Origin of the sequence: Paludibacillus litoralis (assembly GCF_037646705.1) — a bacterium.
In the GTDB taxonomy this organism is placed as follows: Bacteria; Pseudomonadota; Alphaproteobacteria; order Rhodobacterales; family Rhodobacteraceae; genus Pikeienuella; species Pikeienuella litoralis.
Map to the genome: position 1 here is coordinate 116,444 of NZ_JBBHER010000001.1, position 20,039 is coordinate 136,482.

A 20,039-nucleotide genomic window follows, 5' to 3' on the forward strand; every position below is an offset into this window, starting at 1 on the left:
CGCGGGCGAGGGGAGGCGGCGCGCGCCGCCTACTCCGCCCGCCCGAGGCCGAGAGCCTGCTGCGCGACCCCGGCGAGCAGAAGATAGAGCGACGCCGCCATCAGGCCGAGCGTGCAGATGAACGGCTGATCGAAATGCTCCCAGCACGCCCAGCCGGCGAATGCGACCCAGGCTCCGGAGATCGGCAGGGTGAGCGGGCGCCAGAGCGCGGTTCTCACCGGATGGACGAAGCGGAGCGGCAGAAACTGCGCGACGCTGATCGCGGCGATGATCCCGAATCCGGCCGAATTGGTGAGATCGGTGGCGAAAAGCGCCAGAACGACCATGTTCCAGCACCCGGGAAAGCCCTGAAAGCTGGCGTCCTTCGTCTTCATCCGCGTGTCGGCGAAATAGAGCGCGCCGGAGATGATGATGAGCGCCGCCGCCGGGATCGCCAGCGGGTGATACATCGTCTCCGAGGTCACCAGCGCGACCGCCGGAATGAAGACATAGGTGAGATAGTCGACGATCAGGTCCAGCACCACGCCCGACCAGCGGGCCGCCCGGGACTCCACCTTCAGGCGGCGCGCCATCGGCCCGTCCAGCCCGTCGACCACCAGCGCCGCGCCGAGCCAGCCGAACATCTCCGCCCAGGCGCCCCGCATCGCGGCGAGCATCGCCAGAAAAGCGAGGAAGGCGCCGGACGCGGTGAGAAGATGAACCGAAAAAGCGAGTAGCCGCGCTGTCATTTCGTCGTGGTAAGGGCAGAGCGCCGCGTTGACCAGCATTCTGCGCGCATATGGCCGCCGCGCGCCCGCCTCCGGGGGCTTGCTTCACCGCGCGGAAGAGTGCTCTATCTCTTAGGATAAATCTAGGAGGAATGGGCATGGACGGTCCACTCAGCAATGCGCAGACCCGCGACGTCGAGGCTCTGTTGCACCCTTACACAAATGCGGTGGAGCACCGGAAATCCGGCCCTCTCATCATCGAGACCGGTAAGGGCGTTTACGTTTATGACGACGCCGGCAAGCGGTATATCGAAGGCATGGCCGGCCTCTGGTGCGCCGGGCTGGGCTTCGGCGACGCGGAACTGATCGAGGCCGCCAAGGAGCAACTGGACAAGCTGCCCTATTACCACCTGTTCAGCGGCCGCAGCTTCGAGGCTGCGATTGAACTCGCCGAGAAGATCAAGGAAATCGCGCCGGTTCCGATCTCCAAGGTTATTTATCAGTCGTCGGGCTCCGAGGCGAACGACTCCCAGATCAAGTTGGTCTGGTACTACAACAACGCCCGCGGCAAGCCCGACAAGAAGAAGATCATCAGCCGCAAGCGGGGGTATCACGGGGTCACCATCGTCTCCGGGTCCCTCACCGGGCTGCCCGCCAATCATACGAAGTTCGACCTTCCGGTGGACCGGATCCTCCATACCGGCACCCCGCATTTCTGGCGCGAAGGCCGCGACGGCGAGACCGAGGCGGAATTCACCGCTCGTCTGGCGAGGGAGCTGGAGGAGATGATTCTCCAGGAGGGCCCGGATACGGTCGCGGCCTTCATCGCCGAGCCGGTGATGGGCGCCGGCGGCGTCATCGTCCCGCCCGAAGGATATTTCCCCGCGATTCAGGAAGTGTTGCAGCGATACGACGTACTTTGCATCGATGATGAAGTGATTTGCGGGTTCGGCCGCACCGGGAACTGGTTCGGCGCGGACACCTTCAACATGAAGCCGACGTCGATCTCCATGGCGAAACAGCTGACGGCGGCCTACGCGCCGCTTTCCGCCGTCGCGATCAATCAGGACATGGCCGACGCGATCGAGGCTCAGTCGGGCGAGATCGGGACCTTCGGGCACGGCTTCACCTATGGCGGGCATCCGCTCGGCTGCGCGCTCGGGGTGAAGGCGATCGAGATCTACCAGAAGCGCGACATCGTTGGACATGTTCAGCGTCTCGCGCCGGGGTTTGCCGCGAAGCTGAACAAATTGGCGGAGCATCCCCTGGTCGGCGAGGCGCGCTCCGCCGGCCTGATGGGCGCGCTGGAGCTGTCTCCGGACAAGGCGTCAAAGGCGGTGTTCGGGACGCCGGGCAAGGTGGGCGGCTACCTCGCCAATGAGCTTTTCAAGCAGGGGGTCATCCTTCGGCCCGCTGGCGACACGCTCGTCTTCTGCCCGCCGATGGTGATCACGGAAGATGAAGTTGAAGCCCTTTTCGCGCCGATCGAGTCCGCGCTGGACGCGACTCACGCCTGGGCGAAAGCGGAAGGCCATCTCGGCTGAAAATGGAACATCCCGGCCCGTTTTCGGGCCGGGCTTCCCCTGCGATGAGCGTCGCAAGGCGCCCGCCCCGCCTCTTTCAATCTCCGGCGCTTCGCCCTCGTGCGTCTCGGGATCGGCGCCGATGAAATGGCCGGCGCGCGCGCCAGGGACTCGGGCCGCGACCCGGGAGACGAAGCTCAGGCGTGCAGCGCCTGTCCGAGGGCGGCCATCGCCGCCTCCTGCAGCGCCTCGCCCAGAGTCGGATGCGCGTGAACCGTCGCGGCGATATCTTCAAGGCGCGCCTGCATCTCCAGCGCCAGACCGAACGCCGCCGACAGTTCCGAGACGCCCTTTCCGACGGCCTGAATCCCCAGCACCGCGTGATTGTCGGCCCGCGCCACCACCCGGACGAAACCCTGCTGGGCCTGCATCGTCATGGCGCGGCCATTGGCGCTGAAAGGGAAGACGCCGGTCTTGATCTCGCGCCCGGCGCCGCGGGCCTGATCGGGCGAGAGGCCGACCGAGACGATCTCCGGGTCGGTGAAGCACACCGCGGGAACGGCCTGTTTGTCCCATTCCATCTTCCGCCCCGCGACGATCTGCGCCACCAGCTCCCCCTGCGCCATCGCCCGGTGCGCCAGCATCGGCTCTCCGGTCACATCGCCGATCGCGTAAATTCCACGCATCGCCGTCTCGCAGTGCTGATCGATGCGCAGATACGGCCCGTCCATGTCCAGGGCCAGCTCCTCGCGCCCCCAGCCCTCGGTCACCGGCCTTCGCCCGACCGTCACCAGCACCTTGTCGGCCTTGATGCGGCTTTCCCCCTCGGGGCCGTCGATCTGCAGCACGCCCTTGCCGGTCAACCCGACCGCCTTGGCGTCGTTCAGAACCTTGACGCCGATCTCCTTCAGCCGCCGCATGACGGGGCGGGTCAGATCGGCGTCATATTGCGGCAGGATGCGCTGGGCCGCCTCGATCACCGTCACCTTCGTGCCGAGCTTGGCGAAGGCGGTTCCCAGCTCCAGCCCGATATAGCCGCCGCCGATCACCGCGAGGGTCGCCGGCGCCTCGGTCAGGGCCAGCGCGTCCGTCGATGAGATCACCGGCCCGCCGAAAGGCAGCGCCGCCAGCTCCACCGGGGCGGAGCCGGTGGCGATCACCACGTTCCCGGCATGGATCACCTGGACGCCGGTATCGGTCTCCACCTCGACCGTGCGGCCATCGCGAAATCGCGCCCTGCCGCCCACGCGCTTGACCCCCGCCTTCTTCAGCAACCCGCTGACGCCGACAGTCAGGCGGGTGACGATCCCGTCTTTCCACTCCATCGTACGCGCCAGATCGATCCGCGGTTTCCCCGCGCTGACGCCAAGCGCGTCTCCGGAGGCGCGCTCGGTCACGGCGGCGAACTCCTCCGCCGCATGGATCAGCGCCTTGGAGGGAATGCACCCGACATTGAGGCAGGTTCCGCCCGGGCGCGGCGCGGCGTCGACGATCAGGGTATCGACGCCCAGCTGCGCGGCGCGGATCGCGCAGACATAGCCGCCGGGCCCGGCGCCGATCACCAGAAGCTTGCAGGAAATATCCTTCACCGCCTTATCCCTCGACAAAGATCAGCGCCGGTGTCTCCAGCAGCGTCTTGATCTTCTGCACGAAAACCGCAGCGTCCCAGCCGTCGATCACCCGATGATCGAAGCTCGACGAGAGGTTCATCATCTTGCGCGGCTGAAAGCCCGCGCCATCCCAGACCGGACGAATGGCCATCCTGTTGACGCCGATAATCGCCACTTCGGGGCGGTTGATGATCGGCGTGCTCATGATCCCGCCCAACGCCCCGAGCGACGTGATGGTGATGGTCGAGCCGGAGAGTTCATCCCGCGCGGCCCCGCCCGCCTTCGCCGCCTCGCTGACGCGGTTCAGCTCCGCCGCGCATCCCCAGAGATCGCGCGCCTCGGCATGGCGCACGACCGGCACCATCAGCCCGGCGTCGGTCTGCGCCGCGATGCCGATATGGACGCCGCCGCTCACCATGATAACGCCCGCCTCGTCGTCGTAATGCGCGTTGAGACGCGGCTGCTCGGCGATCGCCCGCACCAGCGCCCGCATGAGAAACGGCAGCAGCGTCAGCTTCGGCTGATCTTCGCGGCGCGCCGCGTTGAGGCTGGCGCGCAGATCCTCCAGCGCGGTCACGTCGACCTCCTCGACATAGGTGATATGCGCGACCTTGGCGGTCGCCTGCGCCATCCTCTCGGCGATCTTGCGGCGTAATCCGATCACCCTGACTTCTTCGACCGAGGTGTTGCGCCGATAGCCCGCCGCCGGCCCCACCATGTCGGGCGCGGCCGCCAGCCGATCGAGATCCTCATGGGTGATCCGCCCGGCCGGGCCGCCGCCGGCGACGCGGCGAAGATCGATCCCCGCCTCGCGCGCCCGCGCCCTCACCGAGGGCGCCGCCATCGGCTTCTCCCCCTCGGGGCGCGGCGGGCGGGCGCCGCGAAGCGCGGGCGCGGGCGATGGCGAAGGCGGGGCGGAACGCCGGGGCGCCGGCTCCTCCGCGCCGCCCCTCTCGGGTGTTTCGGCGGCGGCCTCGGGCGCGGCTTCGGGCGCCGAGATTTGGGGCGCGGCTTCGGCTTCGGTCTCAGCGTCGTCCCCGCCCGCCACCTCCAGCCGGATCAACGGCGCGCCGACAGCCATCTTGTCGCCCGGGGCGCCCCCCAGCCAGAGCACCTTTCCGTCGAAGGGCGACGGGATCTCGACCGTCGCCTTGTCGGTCATCACCTCCGCCAGCACCTGATCCTCGCGCACCAGGTCGCCCACCGCGACGCGCCATTCCGCCAGCTCCACCTCCGCGATGCCCTCGCCTACATCCGGCGCCTTGATCGTATGCTGGCCCATGTCTCAGGCCTCCATCGCCAGGGTGAGCGCCGCGCCGACGCGGGCGGGGCCGGGGAAGTAATCCCACTCCTGCGCATGCGGATAGGGGGTGTCCCAGCCCGCGACCCGGCGGATCGGCGCCTCGAGGTGATAAAAACAATGCTCCGCGACCAGCGCCGCGAGCTCCGCGCCGAAGCCCGAGGTCAGCGTCGCCTCATGCACGATGACGCAGCGCCCGGTCTTGCGCACCGACGCCGTGATCGCATCCAGATCGTAGGGCAGCAGCGTGCGCAGATCGATGATCTCGGCGTCGACGCCGGTGTCCTCGGCGGCGGCCAGCGCCACATGCACCATGGTTCCATAGGCCAGGACGGTCACGTCGCGCCCCTCGCGCCTGACCTTGGCCTTTCCCAGCGGAACGGTGAAATATCCCTCCGGCGCCTCGCCGTCGGGATGTTTGTCCCATCCGGTCACCGGGCGGTCGTAGTGCCCGTCGAACGGACCATTATAGAGGCGCTTGGGTTCGAGAAAGATGACCGGGTCCGGATCCTCGATCGCGGCGATCAGCAGCCCCTTGGCGTCATGGGGATTGCAGGGCACCACCACCTTGAGCCCGGCCACATGGGTAAAGAGGGCCTCCGGGCTCTGGCTGTGGGTCTGCCCGCCGAAGATGCCGCCGCCGGTCGGCATGCGGATCACGATCGGGCAGGTGAAATCTCCATTCGAGCGGTAGCGGATGCGCGCCGCCTCCTGAGTGATCTGGTCATAGGCGGGATACATGTAATCGGCGAACTGGATCTCGACGCAGGGGCGCATCCCGTTGGCCGCCATGCCGATGGCGGCGCCGACGATGCCGCTCTCGTTGATGGGCGCGTCGAAACAGCGGCTGCGGCCGTATTTCTCCTGCAAGCCCTGCGTGGCGCGGAACACGCCGCCGAAATAACCCACGTCCTCGCCGTAGACCACGACGGTGTCGTCCCGCCCCATGGCGACATCCATGGCGTCGCGGATCGCCTGGATCATCGTGAATCGCGCCATGGCTAAACCCCCGTTTCCTGCCGTTGGCGCCGCAGATGCGGCGGCATGTCGGCATAGACCCCCTCGAACATGTCGCGCACCGAGGGGCGGTTGCCGGAATGCAGCGTGCCGTTGGCTTCGGCCGCCTTCTGCGCGGCGATGACCGTGTCGCGCATTTCCGCCTCGAGCTGGATATGGCGGTCCTCGCTCCACGCGCCCTTGCCGATCAGATGCGCCTTGAGCCGGATCACCGGGTCGCCAAGCGGCCAGGCGGCGGATTCCTCTTTCGGGCGATAGGCGCTCGGGTCGTCCGAGGTGGAATGCGCGCCGGCGCGATAGGTCACATATTCGATCAGCGTCGGGCCCAGATTGCGGCGCGCCCGCTCCGCCGCCCACCGCCCGACGGCGTAAACCGCGAGATAGTCGTTGCCATCCACCCGCAGCGACGGAATCCCATAGCCCAGCCCGCGCGCGGCGAAGGTGCCGACCCCGCCCCGCGCGATGCCCTGAAAGGTCGAGATCGCCCACTGATTGTTGACCACGTTCAGCACCACCGGCGCCTTGAACGTCGAGGCGAAGACCAGCGCCGCGTGAAAGTCGCTCTCCGCGGTCGAGCCGTCGCCGATCCAGCCGGCGGCGATGTTCGTCTCCCCCTTGATCGCGGAGGCCATCGCCCAGCCGACGGCCTGAGGAAACTGGGTGGCGAGATTGCCGGAAAGCGTAAAGAACCCGTGTTCGCGCACCGAATAGAGGGTCGGCAATTGCCGGCCTTTGAGCGGGTCTTCGGAATTGGTGTAGATCTGGTTGATCATCGTCTCCAGCGGGTACTCGTCCGCGATCAGCAGGCCCGCCTGCCGATAGGTGGCGAAATTCATGTCGCCTTTCCTGAGGACCTTGCGAAACGCGGTGCTGACCGCCTCCTCGCCGAGATGCTGGATGTAGAATGACGTCTTGCCCTGCCGCTGCGCGATGATCATCCGCGCGTCCAGCGCGCGCAGCAGCATCATGTGGCGAAGCCCCTCGATCAGGTCCGCGTCGCTCAACAGCCCCGCCCATGGGCCGACGGCCTCGCCCGCGCGGTTCAGCACCCGGATGATGGAGAACGCCATATCCCGGATTTCTCTGGGGTCGACATCGACCGGCGGGCGCCCCACCTCCCCGGCGGGCGCGATATGCACGTTGGTGAAATCCGGCGTCCCGCCGGGACGGACCGCCGGTTCAGGAACATGCAGGCTGAGCGGCGAAGACATCACGGTATTCCTTGCGATTTTAAATACGAAAGGACGACGGCTACTGCACCACATAATGGCGGCTATTGCATCACATAATAGCGAATACCACTTTGCGCGGGTTTGGCCAAAGGGCGGTGTGTTTCTGGCGAACGCCGGGCGCCTCGCCGCGGCGACGGCCGAAGCATGGCTTGGGCGGCCCGCGGCCGACGGACCCCGAGCCGCAGCGGGCCGCATTCCCGCCATCCTCCGGCTGGCGCGCGCCCGGGCGATGCGCTCCGCAGCACGATTCAATAGAAAAACAGGCTCTCTTTGTTCTTCCCAAAAGGCAGATTCTCGTTAAACGAGACCCATGGACATCATTCTGATCACCACGATCATCGCGTCCCTGTTTCTGCTGATCGGAGCGGCGGAGCCGGTCGCGGCGCGTTTGCGCCTGCCCTATGCGGTGATCATCGCCTGCCTCGGCATCATCATCGGCGCCGGCGCGATCTTCTTTCTGCGCACGGACCTCACCGACGCGCTGAACCCTGTCGCCGAGGCGATTCTCACGTTGCCGATCCGGTCGAACGTCTTCCTCTATGTCTTCCTGCCGACATTGGTGTTTCAGGTCACGCTCGGGCTCAACCTGCGGCGTATGGTCGATGACTGGGTGCCGATCCTGGTTCTGGCGGTGGTGGCGGTTTTCGTCGCGACGTTCGTCATCGGATATGCGCTGGCCTTCGTCAGCTCGCTGACCCTTGCGGCGGCGCTTCTGGTCGGGGCCATCGTCTCGACGACGGACCCGTCCGCCGTGGTCAGCATGTTCCGCTCGATCTCCGCGCCCCGCCGCCTGGCGCGGATCATTGAAGGCGAGAGCCTGCTGAACGACGCCGCCGCCATCGCCCTCTTTGGCCTGTTCATGGAATATGTCATGGCGGGGGTGCCGGACCCGTCGATCCAGAGCGCGCTGGCGCGGTTCCCCGTCCTGCTTGTCGGGGGGGTTCTGGTCGGCTGGATCGCGGCCCGCATCGCGATCTGGATCATGGCCATTTTCAGCCGGTATGAGCTGGCGGTGGTCTCCGTCTCCATCGCCGTGCCCTATCTGGCCTATATCGTCGCGGAGCAAAGCATAGGCGCGTCCGGCGTGATCGCGGTTGTGGTCGCGGCGATGACGCTCCAGCTGGCCGGGCCGGGGCGGCTGCCGCCGAATATCTGGCAGAACCTGCGCGAGGTCTGGGACCTGCTGGCGCATTGGGCCGGCGCGCTGATCTTCATCCTCGCCGCGCTGCTCATCCCGCGCATGCTGGAATCCCTGCGGCTGGCGGATCTCGGGCTGATCATGGTGGTCGTCGTCGCCGCCTTCGTGGCGCGGGCGATCATCCTTTACGGGTTGTTGCCGCTCCTCACATGGCTTCGGATCTCGCCGGTGGTCGAGCGGCCTTACCGCGTGGCGATCATGTGGGGCGGATTGCGCGGCGCCGTCACCCTGTCGCTGGCGCTGGCGGTCACCGAGAGCCTGCTCGTGCCGGTCGAGGTCAAGCGGCAGGTGGCGATTCTCGCCACCGGCTTCACGCTGTTCACGCTGCTGATACAGGGCGCGACCCTCCGCTGGGTGATCGGGCTTCTGAAGCTCGACAAGCTCGTCCCGCTCGACAAGGCGCTCTACGATCAGGTGATCGCGGTGGCGTTGCAGACGGTGCGCGAAGATCTGGCCAAGGTGACCGAGAATTACGAGCTGACCAAGGAAACCGTGCGCGCCGAAGCCAAGCGCTTCGGCGAGCGCCTCGACCGCGCCGTCAAGGCGGCCGACGGCAAGAGCGGGATCCTTGATCGCGACCGGGTGACGCTCGGGCTGATCGCGCTGGCGAGCGCGGAGCGCGACACCATCATCGCGCGATTCCGCGACCGGACGATCTCATCGACCTTGTCCGAGCGCCTGCTGTCGCAGGCTGACGCCTTGATCGAGGCGACCCGTCACGGCGGACGCACGGGCTACAAGCGGGCGTCTCGCGACAGTCTCGGCTTCGGGCGTTGGCTGCGGCCGGCGATCTTTCTGCATGATCGGCTGCGCATCTCGACGCCGCTGGCGCGGATCACCGCGACGCGGTTCGGGCTCCTGCTGTCTCAACGGCTGACGCTGCGCGACCTTCCCGATTTCATCAATGGGCGCATCCGGCGCATCCATGGCCGCCGCGTGGCCGACCTTCTGCAAGAAATGCTCAGCCGGCGCATCGAACTGGTCGAACAGGCGCTGGAGGGGCTGCGCCTGCAATATCCCGGCTACGCCGAAGAAATGGAGCGGCGGTTCATCCGCCGCACCGCGATGCGGCTGGAAGAGCGCGAATACGCGACGCTTCTTGAAGACGGGCTCATCGGCGAAGAGGTCTATAGCGCCCTGATGCGCGGCGTCGCCGCGCGCCGCGATCTCGCCGAGAAGACGCCGCTGCCGGATCTGGCCATGCGCAAAGCCGAGATCGTGCGCCAGTTTCCGTTGTTTTCCGGCATGAGCGACGCCGCGTTGAGGCGGTTGGCCCGGGTGCTGAAGACGCGCTATGTCGACGCGGGCGAGACGATCATACGCCGCGGCGTCATTGCGCGCAGCGTCTATTTCGTCAGTTCCGGCGCGGTCGAGCTGAAGACCGCGGGGCAAACCTGGCGCCTCGGCCGCGGCGAGATGTTCGGCCAGATGCGGATGCTCCTGAAAAAGCCGCCCCGCACCCAGGCGCGCGCCATCGCTCCGACGACCTTGCTCGTGCTGGACGAGGCGCGGTTCCTGAAAATGGTGAAGCGCAACAAGGCGCTGCGGGCGGCGATCCGCGAAAGCGCCGAGCGGCGCGGCGTTCCGCTCGAACAGCTGACAGCCGGAGAGAACATCGACCTTTGAGCCGGCTCCGGCCGCGGCCTGGGCCGCCCCGTCAGAAACGGCGCGCGAGGGCCTCGATCGCGGCCCAGAGGCTCAGGCTGAGCGCCGCGAGAACCATGAGCGACGCGAACATCAGATCGGTCTGGCCGCGCCCGCTCGACATCAGCATCAGATGCCCGAGCCCGCGCGACGCGCCGACCCATTCCCCGATCACCACCGCCAGCGGCGCGTAAACGGCCGCCAGCCGCAGCCCCGAGGCCAGCGCCGGCAGCGCATGCGGGATCTGCAGATGGATGAGCCTGCGCACGGGGCCGGCGCCGGACACCTGCGCCAGATCGGCCAGGCCGGGCGGCAAGCGCATCAATCCATCGAAAAACGCCGAAGCGATCGGGAAATAGGTGACCAGCGCCACCATCACGATCTTCGACGGCGCGCCGTAGCCGAGCCACAGCGTGATCACCGGCGCGAGGGCGAAGACCGGCACCGCCTGCGCGAAGATCAGGACAGGGCGCAGGAACAGCCTCGCCGCGGGCGAAAGCGCGAGATTGAGCGCCGTGGCCACACCGAGGACCACCCCGAGCGCCAGCCCCTGCACGAGATTGACGGCCGAGAATCCGGCTTGCGCCAGCAGCAGCGCCGCGTTGGCGTGAAGGGCGCGGCCGACATCGAGCGGGCCGGGCAGGATGAAATCTGGCGCGCCGGTGAGCCACACCACCAGATGCCACCCCAGAAGCGCCGTCGCCGCCGACAGGAACGCGCGGCCCGCCCGCCGCCGCATCGCCCCAGCTTTCACGCCGCTCATGCCGCGATCCGCGAATCCTCGGCCGCGGCCCGGATCAGCCCGCGCAGAAGAGCCGCCTGCGCGGCGATGGTCTCGGGCGAATCGACCGGGCGCGGCGGCGGCGCCGACGGAATGTCGAGCGCGCGGGCGCCTTCGGCCCCGCCGATGAGCCAAGCGGCGTCGGCCAGGCGCATCGCCTCCTGCGGATCATGGGTGATCATCAGCACCGAGCGCCCGGTCAGCAGACCGGCGGCGAGATCCTGCATCGCGTGGCGCGTCACCGGGTCGAGCGCGGAAAAGGGCTCATCGAGCACGACGATGGGCCGGTCTTCGTAGAGCGTGCGCGCCAGCGCCACCCGTTGCCGCTGCCCGGTCGAAAGCGTGTCGGGCCTGCGCCCGGCGAGCGGGAGCAGGCCGACCGCGTCCAGAAGCGCGCGGGCTCGGTCGAGATCCGGGCGCGCGCCGCGCAGCCGGGCGCCGATGGTGACATTCGCCAATGCGCTGGCCCATGGCAGCAACTGATCGTCCTGCGCCATCACGCCGACGCGCCCCGCCAGCGGCGCGCCGTCATCGGCGCGCACCTCTCCCTCGAGCCGCGCGCCGGTCGGAAGCCCGGCGACGAGGCGCGCCAGCGTCGTCTTGCCCACGCCGGAGGGCCCGAGGAGCACCGTCCATCGCCCGGCCGCCACGGTGAGGCGAAAGCCGGGCAGCAGGACCGCGTCGCCAAGACGCAGCGCGCCCTGCAGGATGACGCCCGGGGCGGTCATGGGCCGCCAGGCGGCGGGGCGAGCGCCATGTCCCAAAAGCCGATCTCCAGACGGGTCGCCATCTTGAACCGCTCGGCCAGCTCCGCCGCGCGCGGCAGGCCGGCCCAGTCGTCTCCGAGACGGCGGACGAGCGCTCCGTCGATCAGCGCTCCCACATCGCGGCACAAGGTCTGGAACTCCGCGCCGCCATAGACCTGGAACCAGGCGGCGTAGGGCCCGCCGGAGCCCGCCAGCCGCGCCCCGATCTCGCCATAACCCAGCACGCAGGGCGCGAGCGCGGCCATCAGGTCGAGAAAATCGCCCGAATAGCCGGCCTCCAGCACGTAGCGGGTATAGGCGAGGTTCGCCGGCAGTTCCGGCGTCGCCTCGAGCGCGTCCTTTCCAACGCCCCGCGCCGCGCATGTCTCGATATGAAGCGGCATCTCGACATGAACGAGGGCGTGAACCGTGGCGCTGGCGGCCGTCATTTCCCGAAGGTCGCCGGCCTTCACCGCGGCCAGCGCCCAGGCGCGGGCGAAATGGATCAGAAAGACATAGTCCTGTCGCAGGTAGTTTATGAACTGCGCCTCGGGCAGGGCGCCATCGGCCAGTCGTTCGACAAACGCGTGGCGGGTGTAGGCGTCCCAGTCGGGCTGCGCCCCCTCGCGCCAAAGCGCGAAGGTTCGCCCGTAATCCGGCGCGCTCATTGCGTCGCCTCCGCGGTCACGTCGACCGCAAGCTCGGAGATGGCGCGGCGATCTTCGATGACGCCTCGCGCGGCGAGGAACGCTTCGAAGCGGGTGTAGCGCCCGGCGTCCAGCGCGGCGGGGCGGAGCGCGAAGCGGGGCCAGGTGTCTTTCCAGGCGCGCGCGTTCAGGTCGGTCTGCAATTCACGGTCGGTGGCGGCGAAGAGGCGCCAGGCCTCTTCGGGATTGTTGACGATGAAGCCGCCCGCGCGTTCGGTGGCATCGAGGAAGCGGGCGATCACGGCGGCGTCCATCGTGTCGGGGTTGGCCACATAGATCAGCTCATCGTAGCTCGGAACGCCCTCGGCCTCCGGATAGAAGCAGCGCCCTTCATGGCCCTCCAGCGCCATCTGGTTCAATTCGAAATTGCGAAAGGCGCCGATCACGGCGTCGACCTGCCCCGACATCAACGCCGGCGAGATCGACCAGCCGATATTGATCTGCTCAACGGCGTCGGGGGCCATATCGTGATGCGCCAGCATCGCATCGAGCAGCACTTCCTGCACGCCCGCCACCGCGAATCCGACCTTGCGGCCCGCCAGATCCGGGATCGACCGCACCGGGCCGTCGGCCATCGCCACGAGACAGGTCAGCGGCGTCTCGATCAGGGTGCCCACCCGGCGCAGCGGCAGACCGTTATGGCGGCTCAGGTGCAATTCAGGCTGGTATGAGACCGCGATGTCCACCCGCCCCGCGGCGGCCATGCGCGGCGGATCGTTGGGGCCCGCCGGGGTCACCAGCTCGACCTCGAGCCCGGCGTCGGCGAAATAGCCGAGCTCCTCGGCCAGGACGATCGGCCCGTGATCGGGATTCACGAACCAGTCCAGCATGACGGTCAGCCGGTCCTGGGCCGCCGCGGACGAGGCGCAGAGCGCGAGGGCCGCAATCGAGGCGAATAAGCGTTTCATCGGATACTCCGGTGCGAGAGAGGGGATGTGTCGAAGCTGTTCGGCCCGTCGGGCACGCTCAGAAGGGCGATTTGGCCGGGCCAGCGCGTCCGCAGCAGCCCGGCGCCGTTATGCGCGCGCAGCCCGGTGCGGCAGGCCAGCACGACCCGCGCGACGCCAGACGCCACGTTCAGGTCGCCGAGGGCCTCGGTCGGCAGATGCAGCGCGTCGGACCGGAACGGGGCGGGCGCCTCGGTGCGCAGGTCGATCACCAGATCCCCGGCGCGGATCGCGGAAGCCGCGATGAAAGGGAAAGACGCGGCGGGTTCGGGCGCGTCGTCGAAGCGGAAATCCGCCATCCGCCAGCGCTGCGCGTCGAAAACCAGCATCTGCCCCAGCGGCGAGGGCGACAGCCCGAGAAGCGCCGAAAGCGCCATCTGGGCTTGAACCGCGCCCATCGTGGCGACGACGGGGCCGAGCACGCCGGCTGTGGCGCAGGTCGGCGCAGAGCCCGGCAGGTCGGGAAAGATCGCCCGCAACGAGGGCGCGGAGGCGCAGACGCCCGCCACGTAGCCCTGAAGCGCGAGCGCCGAGGCGGTGATGAGCGGCTTGCCCGCCGCGAGACAGGCGTCCGAGAGGGTGAGGCTCGCCGCGAACGTATCCGCGCAATCGAGCACGAGATCGGCGGCGCCGACCAGTCCCGGCGCGATATCAGGGTCGAGCCACGTCTCCAGGGGGCGCGCCCGCACATCCGGATTGATGGCGCGGATCGCGTCCGCCGCAGCCTGCGCCTTGGGCCGGCCGACATCCGCCATGCGATAGATCGGCTGCCGGTGCAGGTTGCCTTCCTCGACGTGATCTCCGTCGAGAATCGTGAGATCGCCCACGCCGGCGCCGGCGAGGTATTGCATCACAGGCGAGCCCAGCGCGCCTGCGCCCACCACCAGAACCCGCGCGGCGCGGAGCCGGTCCTGCCCTTCGGCGCCGACCTGCGGCAGGATGGTCTGCCGGGCGTAACGGCTCATCTGCAGACCTCCAGCCATGCGCGCATCCGCTCGTCCGGGGCGCTGTGGAGCGTGATGTCGGTCACCGCCGCCACGAGATCGGCCCCGGCGGCGAAGACCCCCGGCGCGCGCTCGACCGTCAGGCCGCCGATGGCGCAAAGCGGCACGTCGCCGATCAGGCGCTTCCATTCGGTCACGCGGTCGAGCCCCTGTTCGCGCCACTTCATTTTTTTCAGGATCGTCGGATAAACCGGGCCGAGCGCCACGTAATCGGGCGCGAGCGTCAGCGCCCGGTCAAGTTCGGCGTGGTCATGGGTGGAGACGCCAAGGCGCAGCCCGGCGCGGCGAATGGCCTTGATGTCCGCGGCGTCGAGATCCTCCTGACCGAGATGCAGCCAATCAGCGCCCGCATCGATGGCGATCCGCCAGTGGTCGTTGACCACCAGCGCGGCGCCATGCTGTCGCGCCAGCGCCAGCGCCCGGCCGATCTCGTCGCGGAGCGCCGGATCAGGTCGGTCCTTGATGCGCAACTGCACCAGGCGCACCCCCGCCGCCAGCGCGCGCGCCACCCACTCGGCGCTGTCGAAAACGGGATAGAAGCGCGGGATGCGGGGCGTCATAGCCAGGCCTTTCCGATCAGGGGCGTCGAAGGCGCGGCCATGTCGCGCGCCGGCATCGGGCCGGAATTGGCGGCGAGCCGGCCCGCCTCGGCCGCCAGCGCGAAGGCGCGGGCCATGGCGGCGGGATCGTCGGCCTGCGCCACGGCCGTGTTCAGCAGCACCGCGTCATAGCCCATCTCCATGGCCTGCGCGGCGTGACTGGGCATTCCGAGACCCGCGTCGACCACCAGCGCCAGATCTGGAAACGCCGCCCGAAGGCTACGCAGCGCGTAGGGATTGGCCAGCCCGCGTCCGGACCCGATCGGGGCGCCCCAGGGCATCAGCACGCGGCAGCCGGCCTCGACCAGCCGCGCCGCGATCACCTGATCCTCGGTCGTATAGGGAAAGACCTTGAAGCCATCGGCGCACAGGACCTCTGCGGCCTCAACCAGTTCGAACGGATCGGGCTGAAGCGTGTCGTCATGGCCGATCACCTCCAGCTTGATCCAGTCGGTTTCGAAGTATTCGCGCGCCATCTGCGCGGTCGTGATCGCCTCGCGCGCGCTGTGGCATCCGGCGGTGTTGGGCAGGACGCGCACGCCAAGCGAGCGCACCAGATCCCAGAACGCCTTCCCGTCGCCGCGTTCGCGGCGCAGCGAGACCGTGGCGACCGCGGCGCCCGAGCTGCGGAACGCCGCCTCGAGCACCGCGGGGGACGGGTATCTCGACGTGCCGAGCATCAGCGGGCCGGCCAGCGTGACGCCGTAAAAATCGCGCATCGTCAGCCCCCCTGCATCGCGGCGAGGACTTCCAGCCGGTCGCCCTCCGCCACGGGCGTGTCCGGCCGGGCCGAGGCGGGTATGAAGCGCCCGTTCAACGCCGTGGCCACACGCGCGCCGCCCCAGCCGAGCTGCTCCAGCGCGATATCGAGGGTCGCGGCGTCGATCTCGCGGGGGGCGCCGTTGACGTCAATCATCATGGAAAAGATCTCCCTTTTCTGAGGTGGCGACATACGCCGCGGCCTGGCGCGCCAGCGCGGGCGCCATCAGATAGCCGTGGCGGAACAGCCCGTTGAGATGCAGCACGCGCCCGCGCCGCACGATGCGCGGGACATTGTCGGGAAAGGCGGGGCGCAGGTCGGCGCCGAACTCGACGATTTCCGCCTCGCCGAAGCGCGGATCGAGCGCATAAGCCGCCGAAAGCAGCTCCAGCGCCGATCGGGCGGTGACCGGACCGCGCGCGGCGCTTTCGATCTGGGTGGCGCCGAGCATGAACACCCCGCCGCCGCGGGGGACGATGTAGAGCGGATGACGCGGATGCAGCAGGCGCACCGGGCGCGTCAGTTCAATCTCGGGCGAGCGCAGCACCACCATTTCGCCGCGCACCGGCCGCAGATTCGGCAGATCGGCCCGCGCCGCGATCCCGCGGCAGTCGATCACCAGGCCGGGCAGGTCGGAGGGGTCGGCTTCGGCGCGCCACACCGTCACGCCCTCCGCCGCCAGCGCCGCCGTGAGGTCCGCCAGCGCGCGCCGCGGGACGAGATGCGCCTCGTCCTCGAAGAACAGCCCGCGCCGGCGCCGCCCGCCCAGATGCGGCTCCAGATCGGCGATTTCCTCCGCCGCCACCGTGCGGTGGCCGGTGGTGCGGGCGGCGAAACGGTCGAGGTCGACATGGTCTCGTTCAAGCGTGAGCACCAGGGTGCCGGCGCGCCGCACCGTTGTGACCGCGCTCCAAGCCGCAGCGGCGGCGGCGCCATGGGCGACCACGGCGGGCTCGCTCTCCGCGCCCTCGCAATGCGGCGCCAGCATGCCGCCCGCCCACCACGAACAGCCATGCGGCCCCGGCGGGCCGGCGCGGTCGAGGATCTGCGGCCGGACGCCATGCGCCAGCAAGGCCCGCGCCGCCCAGAGCCCGGCCACGCCGGCGCCGAGAATGGTGACCTCAGACATCGCGCCAGACCTCGTGGAAGTGATGCACCGGTCCGTGGCCCTGACCGATGGCGAGCCCATCCGCCGCTGCGATCGCGCCCTGGAGATACCGATGCGCGGCGCGCACCGCTTCAGACAGGCCACACCCGCGCGCAAGGCCCGCCGCGATCGCCGCTGAGAGGGTGCAGCCGGTCCCATGGGTGTTGCGCGTGGCGCGGCGCGGCGCGGTGAGCCGCTCTTCCCGCTCCGGCAGCACGAGAAGATCGATGCAATCGGGCCCGGAGCCGTGCCCGCCCTTCATCAATACGGCGCCCGCGCCCAGGCCGATCAGCGCGCGGCCCTGATCACGCATTTCGGCCTCGTCGCGGGCCTCGGCGCGGTCGAGCAGCCGGGCGGCCTCCGGCAGATTGGGGGTGAGCAGGGCGGCGCGCGGCAGCATCAGGCTGCGCAGCGCGTCGGTCGCGTCCTCGGGCAGCAGCATATCGCCCGATTTGGCCACCATCACCGGATCGAGCACCACCGGAACGTCGCGCCCGGCGAGTTCCCCGGCGGCCGCGGCGATCGCCTCGGGGCCGCCCAGCATGCCGACCTTGACCGCGCCGATGGCGAGATCGTCGAACACCGCCTTGATCTGGGCGCGGATCATCGCGGGGCTGACCGCCTCGATCATGGCCACGGCGCAGGTGTTCTGCGCGGTGATCGCGGTGATCGCGGTCGCGCCATAGACCCCGAGCGCGGAGAACGTCTTGAGATCGGCCTGAACGCCCGCTCCGCCGCCGCTGTCCGAGCCCGCGATGCTCAACGCCTGATACGCCACTACGTCCACCCTCCGTGTCAGATCGGATCGTGGGCGGCGAGTTGCGGGAGTTGCAGCCTCGGCTGCGAAGTCACCGTTCCCTCCGCCGGTATGACCCGGATCAGGTTCGATGGGTCGGCTTGCGCCTCTCAGCCGGTATCCGGCACCCCAACGGTTATGAAGAGAGGCTATTTTTGTTACGGCGCTCTGTCAATGGAGGCGCCTACGCGCGGCTGGCTTTCGGCGCCGGCGCCGCGATCGGAATGCGGCCATGGCGGCCGGTCAATATGTGTTAATATGGAGGGTCCGCGGCGCGTTGAAAGGATCTGATTCGGAATGGTGGACGGATCTCTTTCCATAGGCTGCGCGGATCTGTTGATCCGGAGCGTCACCGGCTACGCAATCCTTGCGCTCGATCGCGACGGGGTGGTCGCGAGCTGGAACGCGGGCGCTGAACGGCTGTATGGCTACCGGTCCGAGGAGATCGTCGGCGCCCATCTCTCTCGTTTCTACGCGCCTGAGGATCGCGCGGCGGGCTCGCCCGACGCAGCGCTCGCCAGCGCGTCGACCAGCGGTCTGTTCGAGGCCGAAGGGTGGCGCGTCCGGAAGGACGGCGCGCGCTTCTGGGCCAATGTCGCGATCGAACCCATACGCGATGAGAGCGGCGTCCTCGCGGGGTTCGCCATGATCGCGCGCGATTCCACGGAGCAGATGAAGACCGAGGAGGAGTTGCGAAAGAGCGAGGAGCGCTTTCGCCTGCTCGTGCAGGGCGTGACGGATTACGCGATCTACATGCTCGACCCCGAGGGCCGGGTCTCGAGCTGGAACGCCGGCGCGGAGCGCTTCAAGGGCTATTCGGAGCGCGAAATCATCGGACAGGATTTCTCCCGGTTCTATCCGCCCGAGGACCGGGCGGCCGGCGTCCCGCAGAAGGCCTTGTCGACAGCGGCGTCGGAAGGGCGGTTCGAGGCCGAAGGCTGGCGGCTGCGGAAGGATGGATCGCGCTTCTGGGCGCATGTCGTGATCGACCCGATCCGCAGCGAGGGCGGCGTGTTGCTCGGCTACACCAAGATCACCCGCGACCTGACGGAGAGGAAGATCGCCGAGGAAGCGCTCGAGCAGTCGCGAGAGCAACTCCATCAGGCGCAGAAGATGGACGCCATCGGCCAGCTCACCGGAGGCGTGGCGCACGATTTCAACAATCTGCTCGCGGCGATCATGGGCGGGCTCAGGCTGGCGCAACGCCGTCAGGAGAACGGCGAGGACGGGGCCGGGTTCATCAACAGCGCGATCGAGGCGGCTGAACGCGGCGCGGCGCTGACCCAGCGGATGCTGGCTTTCGCGCGCAAGCAGAAACTGAAACTCGAGCCGACCGACATCCTCGGCTCCCTGAACGAGACGACGGAGCTGCTCCAGCGTACGATCGGCCAAGGCATAACCATCCGGACCGACTTTCCGCGCGCGCTTGACCCCGTGCTGACCGATCGCGTGCAGCTCGAGCTTGCGGTCATGAACCTGGCGGTCAACGCCCGCGACGCGATGCCGAAGGGCGGCGAGATCATTTTTCGCGCGCGCGCGGTCGAACCGAACGCTGAGGGAGAGACGTTCATTCGCCTGTCGATCGAGGATCAGGGAGAGGGCATGGACAAGGAAACCCTCACCCGCGCCACCGAGCCGTTTTTCACGACCAAGGATATCGGAAAGGGAACAGGGTTGGGCCTTTCCATGGTGAAGGGGATCGTCGAGCAATCCGGGGGGCGTCTGGTTCTTCGCAGCGAGATCCAGCGCGGGACGACGGCGGAGATCTGGCTGCCGGTCGCGGCCCCGAGCGCCGAAAGCGCGCCCGAAAAAGGCGGCGAGGCGCCCGTGAACGGCGCGAAATTGCGCATTCTCGTGGTGGACGACGAACCGATCGTTCTGCTGAACACGGTCCTGACCCTCACCGACATGGGGCATGTCGCGCTGGAGGCCCATTCCGGCGGCGTGGCGTTGGAGATTCTTGAGAGGGAAGATGTCGATCTCCTGATCACCGACTTCGCCATGCCGAAAATGATGGGAGCGGAACTGATCGAACGGGCGAGGGCCGTGAAGCCCGATCTCAAGGTGATCATCGCTTCGGGATATTCCGACCTGCCGGAAGGCGCGGCCGTCGAGGCGCACCGACTGCCGAAACCCTTCACGGAACAGGATCTCGCGAAGGCGATCGCCGCGGTGGGCGATCAACATGCGGCTCACGTCGACGCGCGCGCCCATTCCGGCCTCTGAAAGCCGGGCCGTTCGCGGTATGGATCAATCGGAATCCAAACTGAGGAGCGACCCAATCTAGCCACAGCGCTCCTGGCGTTCGCAGTCGTCGCGGC

General features: G+C 68.4%; 18 protein-coding genes and 1 riboswitch. Of the genes, 3 read left to right on the forward strand and 15 right to left on the reverse strand.

Annotated elements, in window-relative coordinates; all coding sequences use genetic code 11:
* Positions 1–29: 29 nt before the first annotated feature.
* Positions 30–767 carry a CDP-alcohol phosphatidyltransferase family protein gene (locus tag WG921_RS00540; RefSeq protein WP_340107213.1) on the reverse strand — a complete coding sequence of 246 codons (738 nt, stop codon included), beginning with the start codon at positions 765–767 and terminating at the stop codon, positions 30–32.
* Positions 768–865: 98 nt separating this feature from the next.
* On the opposite strand from WG921_RS00540, the gene WG921_RS00545 reads away from it, so the two are divergent.
* The gene (locus WG921_RS00545) at positions 866–2,251 is read left to right on the forward strand and encodes an aminotransferase (RefSeq protein WP_340107214.1); all 1,386 of its coding nucleotides are present in this window, start codon (positions 866–868) and stop codon (positions 2,249–2,251) included.
* 176 nt (positions 2,252–2,427) lie between these two features.
* On the opposite strand, the gene lpdA is transcribed toward WG921_RS00545, so the two are convergent.
* From lpdA to WG921_RS00565, 4 genes are read right to left on the reverse strand one after another with little or no spacing between them, the layout of a single operon-like run.
* Positions 2,428–3,819, reverse strand: coding sequence for a dihydrolipoyl dehydrogenase (gene lpdA, locus WG921_RS00550; protein ID WP_340107215.1), 1,392 nt, complete (start codon positions 3,817–3,819; stop codon positions 2,428–2,430).
* Between the two features lie 4 nt (positions 3,820–3,823).
* Positions 3,824–5,122, reverse strand: a complete 1,299-nt coding sequence (locus WG921_RS00555; protein ID WP_340107216.1) for a dihydrolipoamide acetyltransferase family protein — start codon at positions 5,120–5,122, stop codon at positions 3,824–3,826.
* 3 nt (positions 5,123–5,125) lie between these two features.
* On the reverse strand, positions 5,126–6,139 hold the full coding sequence (locus WG921_RS00560; RefSeq protein WP_340107217.1) for an alpha-ketoacid dehydrogenase subunit beta: 1,014 nt from the start codon (positions 6,137–6,139) through the stop codon (positions 5,126–5,128).
* Positions 6,140–6,141: 2 nt separating this feature from the next.
* The gene (locus tag WG921_RS00565) at positions 6,142–7,368 is read right to left on the reverse strand and encodes a 3-methyl-2-oxobutanoate dehydrogenase (2-methylpropanoyl-transferring) subunit alpha (RefSeq protein ID WP_340107218.1); all 1,227 of its coding nucleotides are present in this window, start codon (positions 7,366–7,368) and stop codon (positions 6,142–6,144) included.
* A gap of 331 nt (positions 7,369–7,699) precedes the next feature.
* Here WG921_RS00565 and WG921_RS00570 point away from each other — a divergent pair, with 331 nt between their 5' ends.
* Complete coding sequence (locus tag WG921_RS00570) at positions 7,700–10,213, forward strand: cation:proton antiporter (protein WP_340107219.1); 2,514 nt, start codon at positions 7,700–7,702, stop codon at positions 10,211–10,213.
* 31 nt (positions 10,214–10,244) lie between these two features.
* Here WG921_RS00570 and WG921_RS00575 read toward each other — a convergent pair whose 3' ends face one another.
* The 10 genes from WG921_RS00575 to thiD are packed head-to-tail and all read right to left on the reverse strand — an operon-like array spanning position 10,245 to position 17,700.
* A complete protein-coding gene (locus tag WG921_RS00575; RefSeq protein ID WP_340107220.1) occupies positions 10,245–10,994 on the reverse strand; it encodes an ABC transporter permease in 750 nt (249 codons plus the stop codon).
* Positions 10,991–11,740: an ABC transporter ATP-binding protein gene (locus WG921_RS00580; protein ID WP_340107221.1), complete on the reverse strand. Its 750-nt coding sequence runs from the start codon at positions 11,738–11,740 to the stop codon at positions 10,991–10,993. Before WG921_RS00580 ends, WG921_RS00575 begins: the two co-directional genes overlap by 4 nt.
* Complete coding sequence (locus WG921_RS00585) at positions 11,737–12,426, reverse strand: TenA family protein (protein WP_340107222.1); 690 nt, start codon at positions 12,424–12,426, stop codon at positions 11,737–11,739. The genes WG921_RS00580 and WG921_RS00585 overlap by 4 nt, the downstream gene beginning before the upstream one ends.
* The gene (locus tag WG921_RS00590) at positions 12,423–13,373 is read right to left on the reverse strand and encodes an ABC transporter substrate-binding protein (RefSeq protein ID WP_340107223.1); all 951 of its coding nucleotides are present in this window, start codon (positions 13,371–13,373) and stop codon (positions 12,423–12,425) included. Before WG921_RS00590 ends, WG921_RS00585 begins: the two co-directional genes overlap by 4 nt.
* On the reverse strand, positions 13,370–14,377 hold the full coding sequence (locus WG921_RS00595) for a HesA/MoeB/ThiF family protein (protein ID WP_340107224.1): 1,008 nt from the start codon (positions 14,375–14,377) through the stop codon (positions 13,370–13,372). Before WG921_RS00595 ends, WG921_RS00590 begins: the two co-directional genes overlap by 4 nt.
* On the reverse strand, positions 14,374–14,976 hold the full coding sequence (locus WG921_RS00600) for a thiamine phosphate synthase (protein WP_340107225.1): 603 nt from the start codon (positions 14,974–14,976) through the stop codon (positions 14,374–14,376). Before WG921_RS00600 ends, WG921_RS00595 begins: the two co-directional genes overlap by 4 nt.
* Positions 14,973–15,734, reverse strand: coding sequence for a thiazole synthase (locus WG921_RS00605; protein WP_340107226.1), 762 nt, complete (start codon positions 15,732–15,734; stop codon positions 14,973–14,975). Before WG921_RS00605 ends, WG921_RS00600 begins: the two co-directional genes overlap by 4 nt.
* Before the next feature lie 2 nt (positions 15,735–15,736).
* Positions 15,737–15,934, reverse strand: a complete 198-nt coding sequence (thiS, locus tag WG921_RS00610) for a sulfur carrier protein ThiS (protein WP_340107227.1) — start codon at positions 15,932–15,934, stop codon at positions 15,737–15,739.
* A complete protein-coding gene (locus WG921_RS00615; protein ID WP_340107228.1) occupies positions 15,924–16,904 on the reverse strand; it encodes an FAD-dependent oxidoreductase in 981 nt (326 codons plus the stop codon). The genes thiS and WG921_RS00615 overlap by 11 nt, the downstream gene beginning before the upstream one ends.
* The gene (thiD, locus tag WG921_RS00620; protein ID WP_340107319.1) at positions 16,897–17,700 is read right to left on the reverse strand and encodes a bifunctional hydroxymethylpyrimidine kinase/phosphomethylpyrimidine kinase; all 804 of its coding nucleotides are present in this window, start codon (positions 17,698–17,700) and stop codon (positions 16,897–16,899) included. The genes WG921_RS00615 and thiD overlap by 8 nt, the downstream gene beginning before the upstream one ends.
* Before the next feature lie 60 nt (positions 17,701–17,760).
* Positions 17,761–17,860: riboswitch (TPP riboswitch) on the reverse strand.
* Positions 17,861–18,015: 155 nt separating this feature from the next.
* On the opposite strand from thiD, the gene WG921_RS00625 reads away from it, so the two are divergent.
* On the forward strand, positions 18,016–19,944 hold the full coding sequence (locus WG921_RS00625; RefSeq protein WP_340107229.1) for a hybrid sensor histidine kinase/response regulator: 1,929 nt from the start codon (positions 18,016–18,018) through the stop codon (positions 19,942–19,944).
* Positions 19,945–20,039 lie beyond the last annotated feature (95 nt).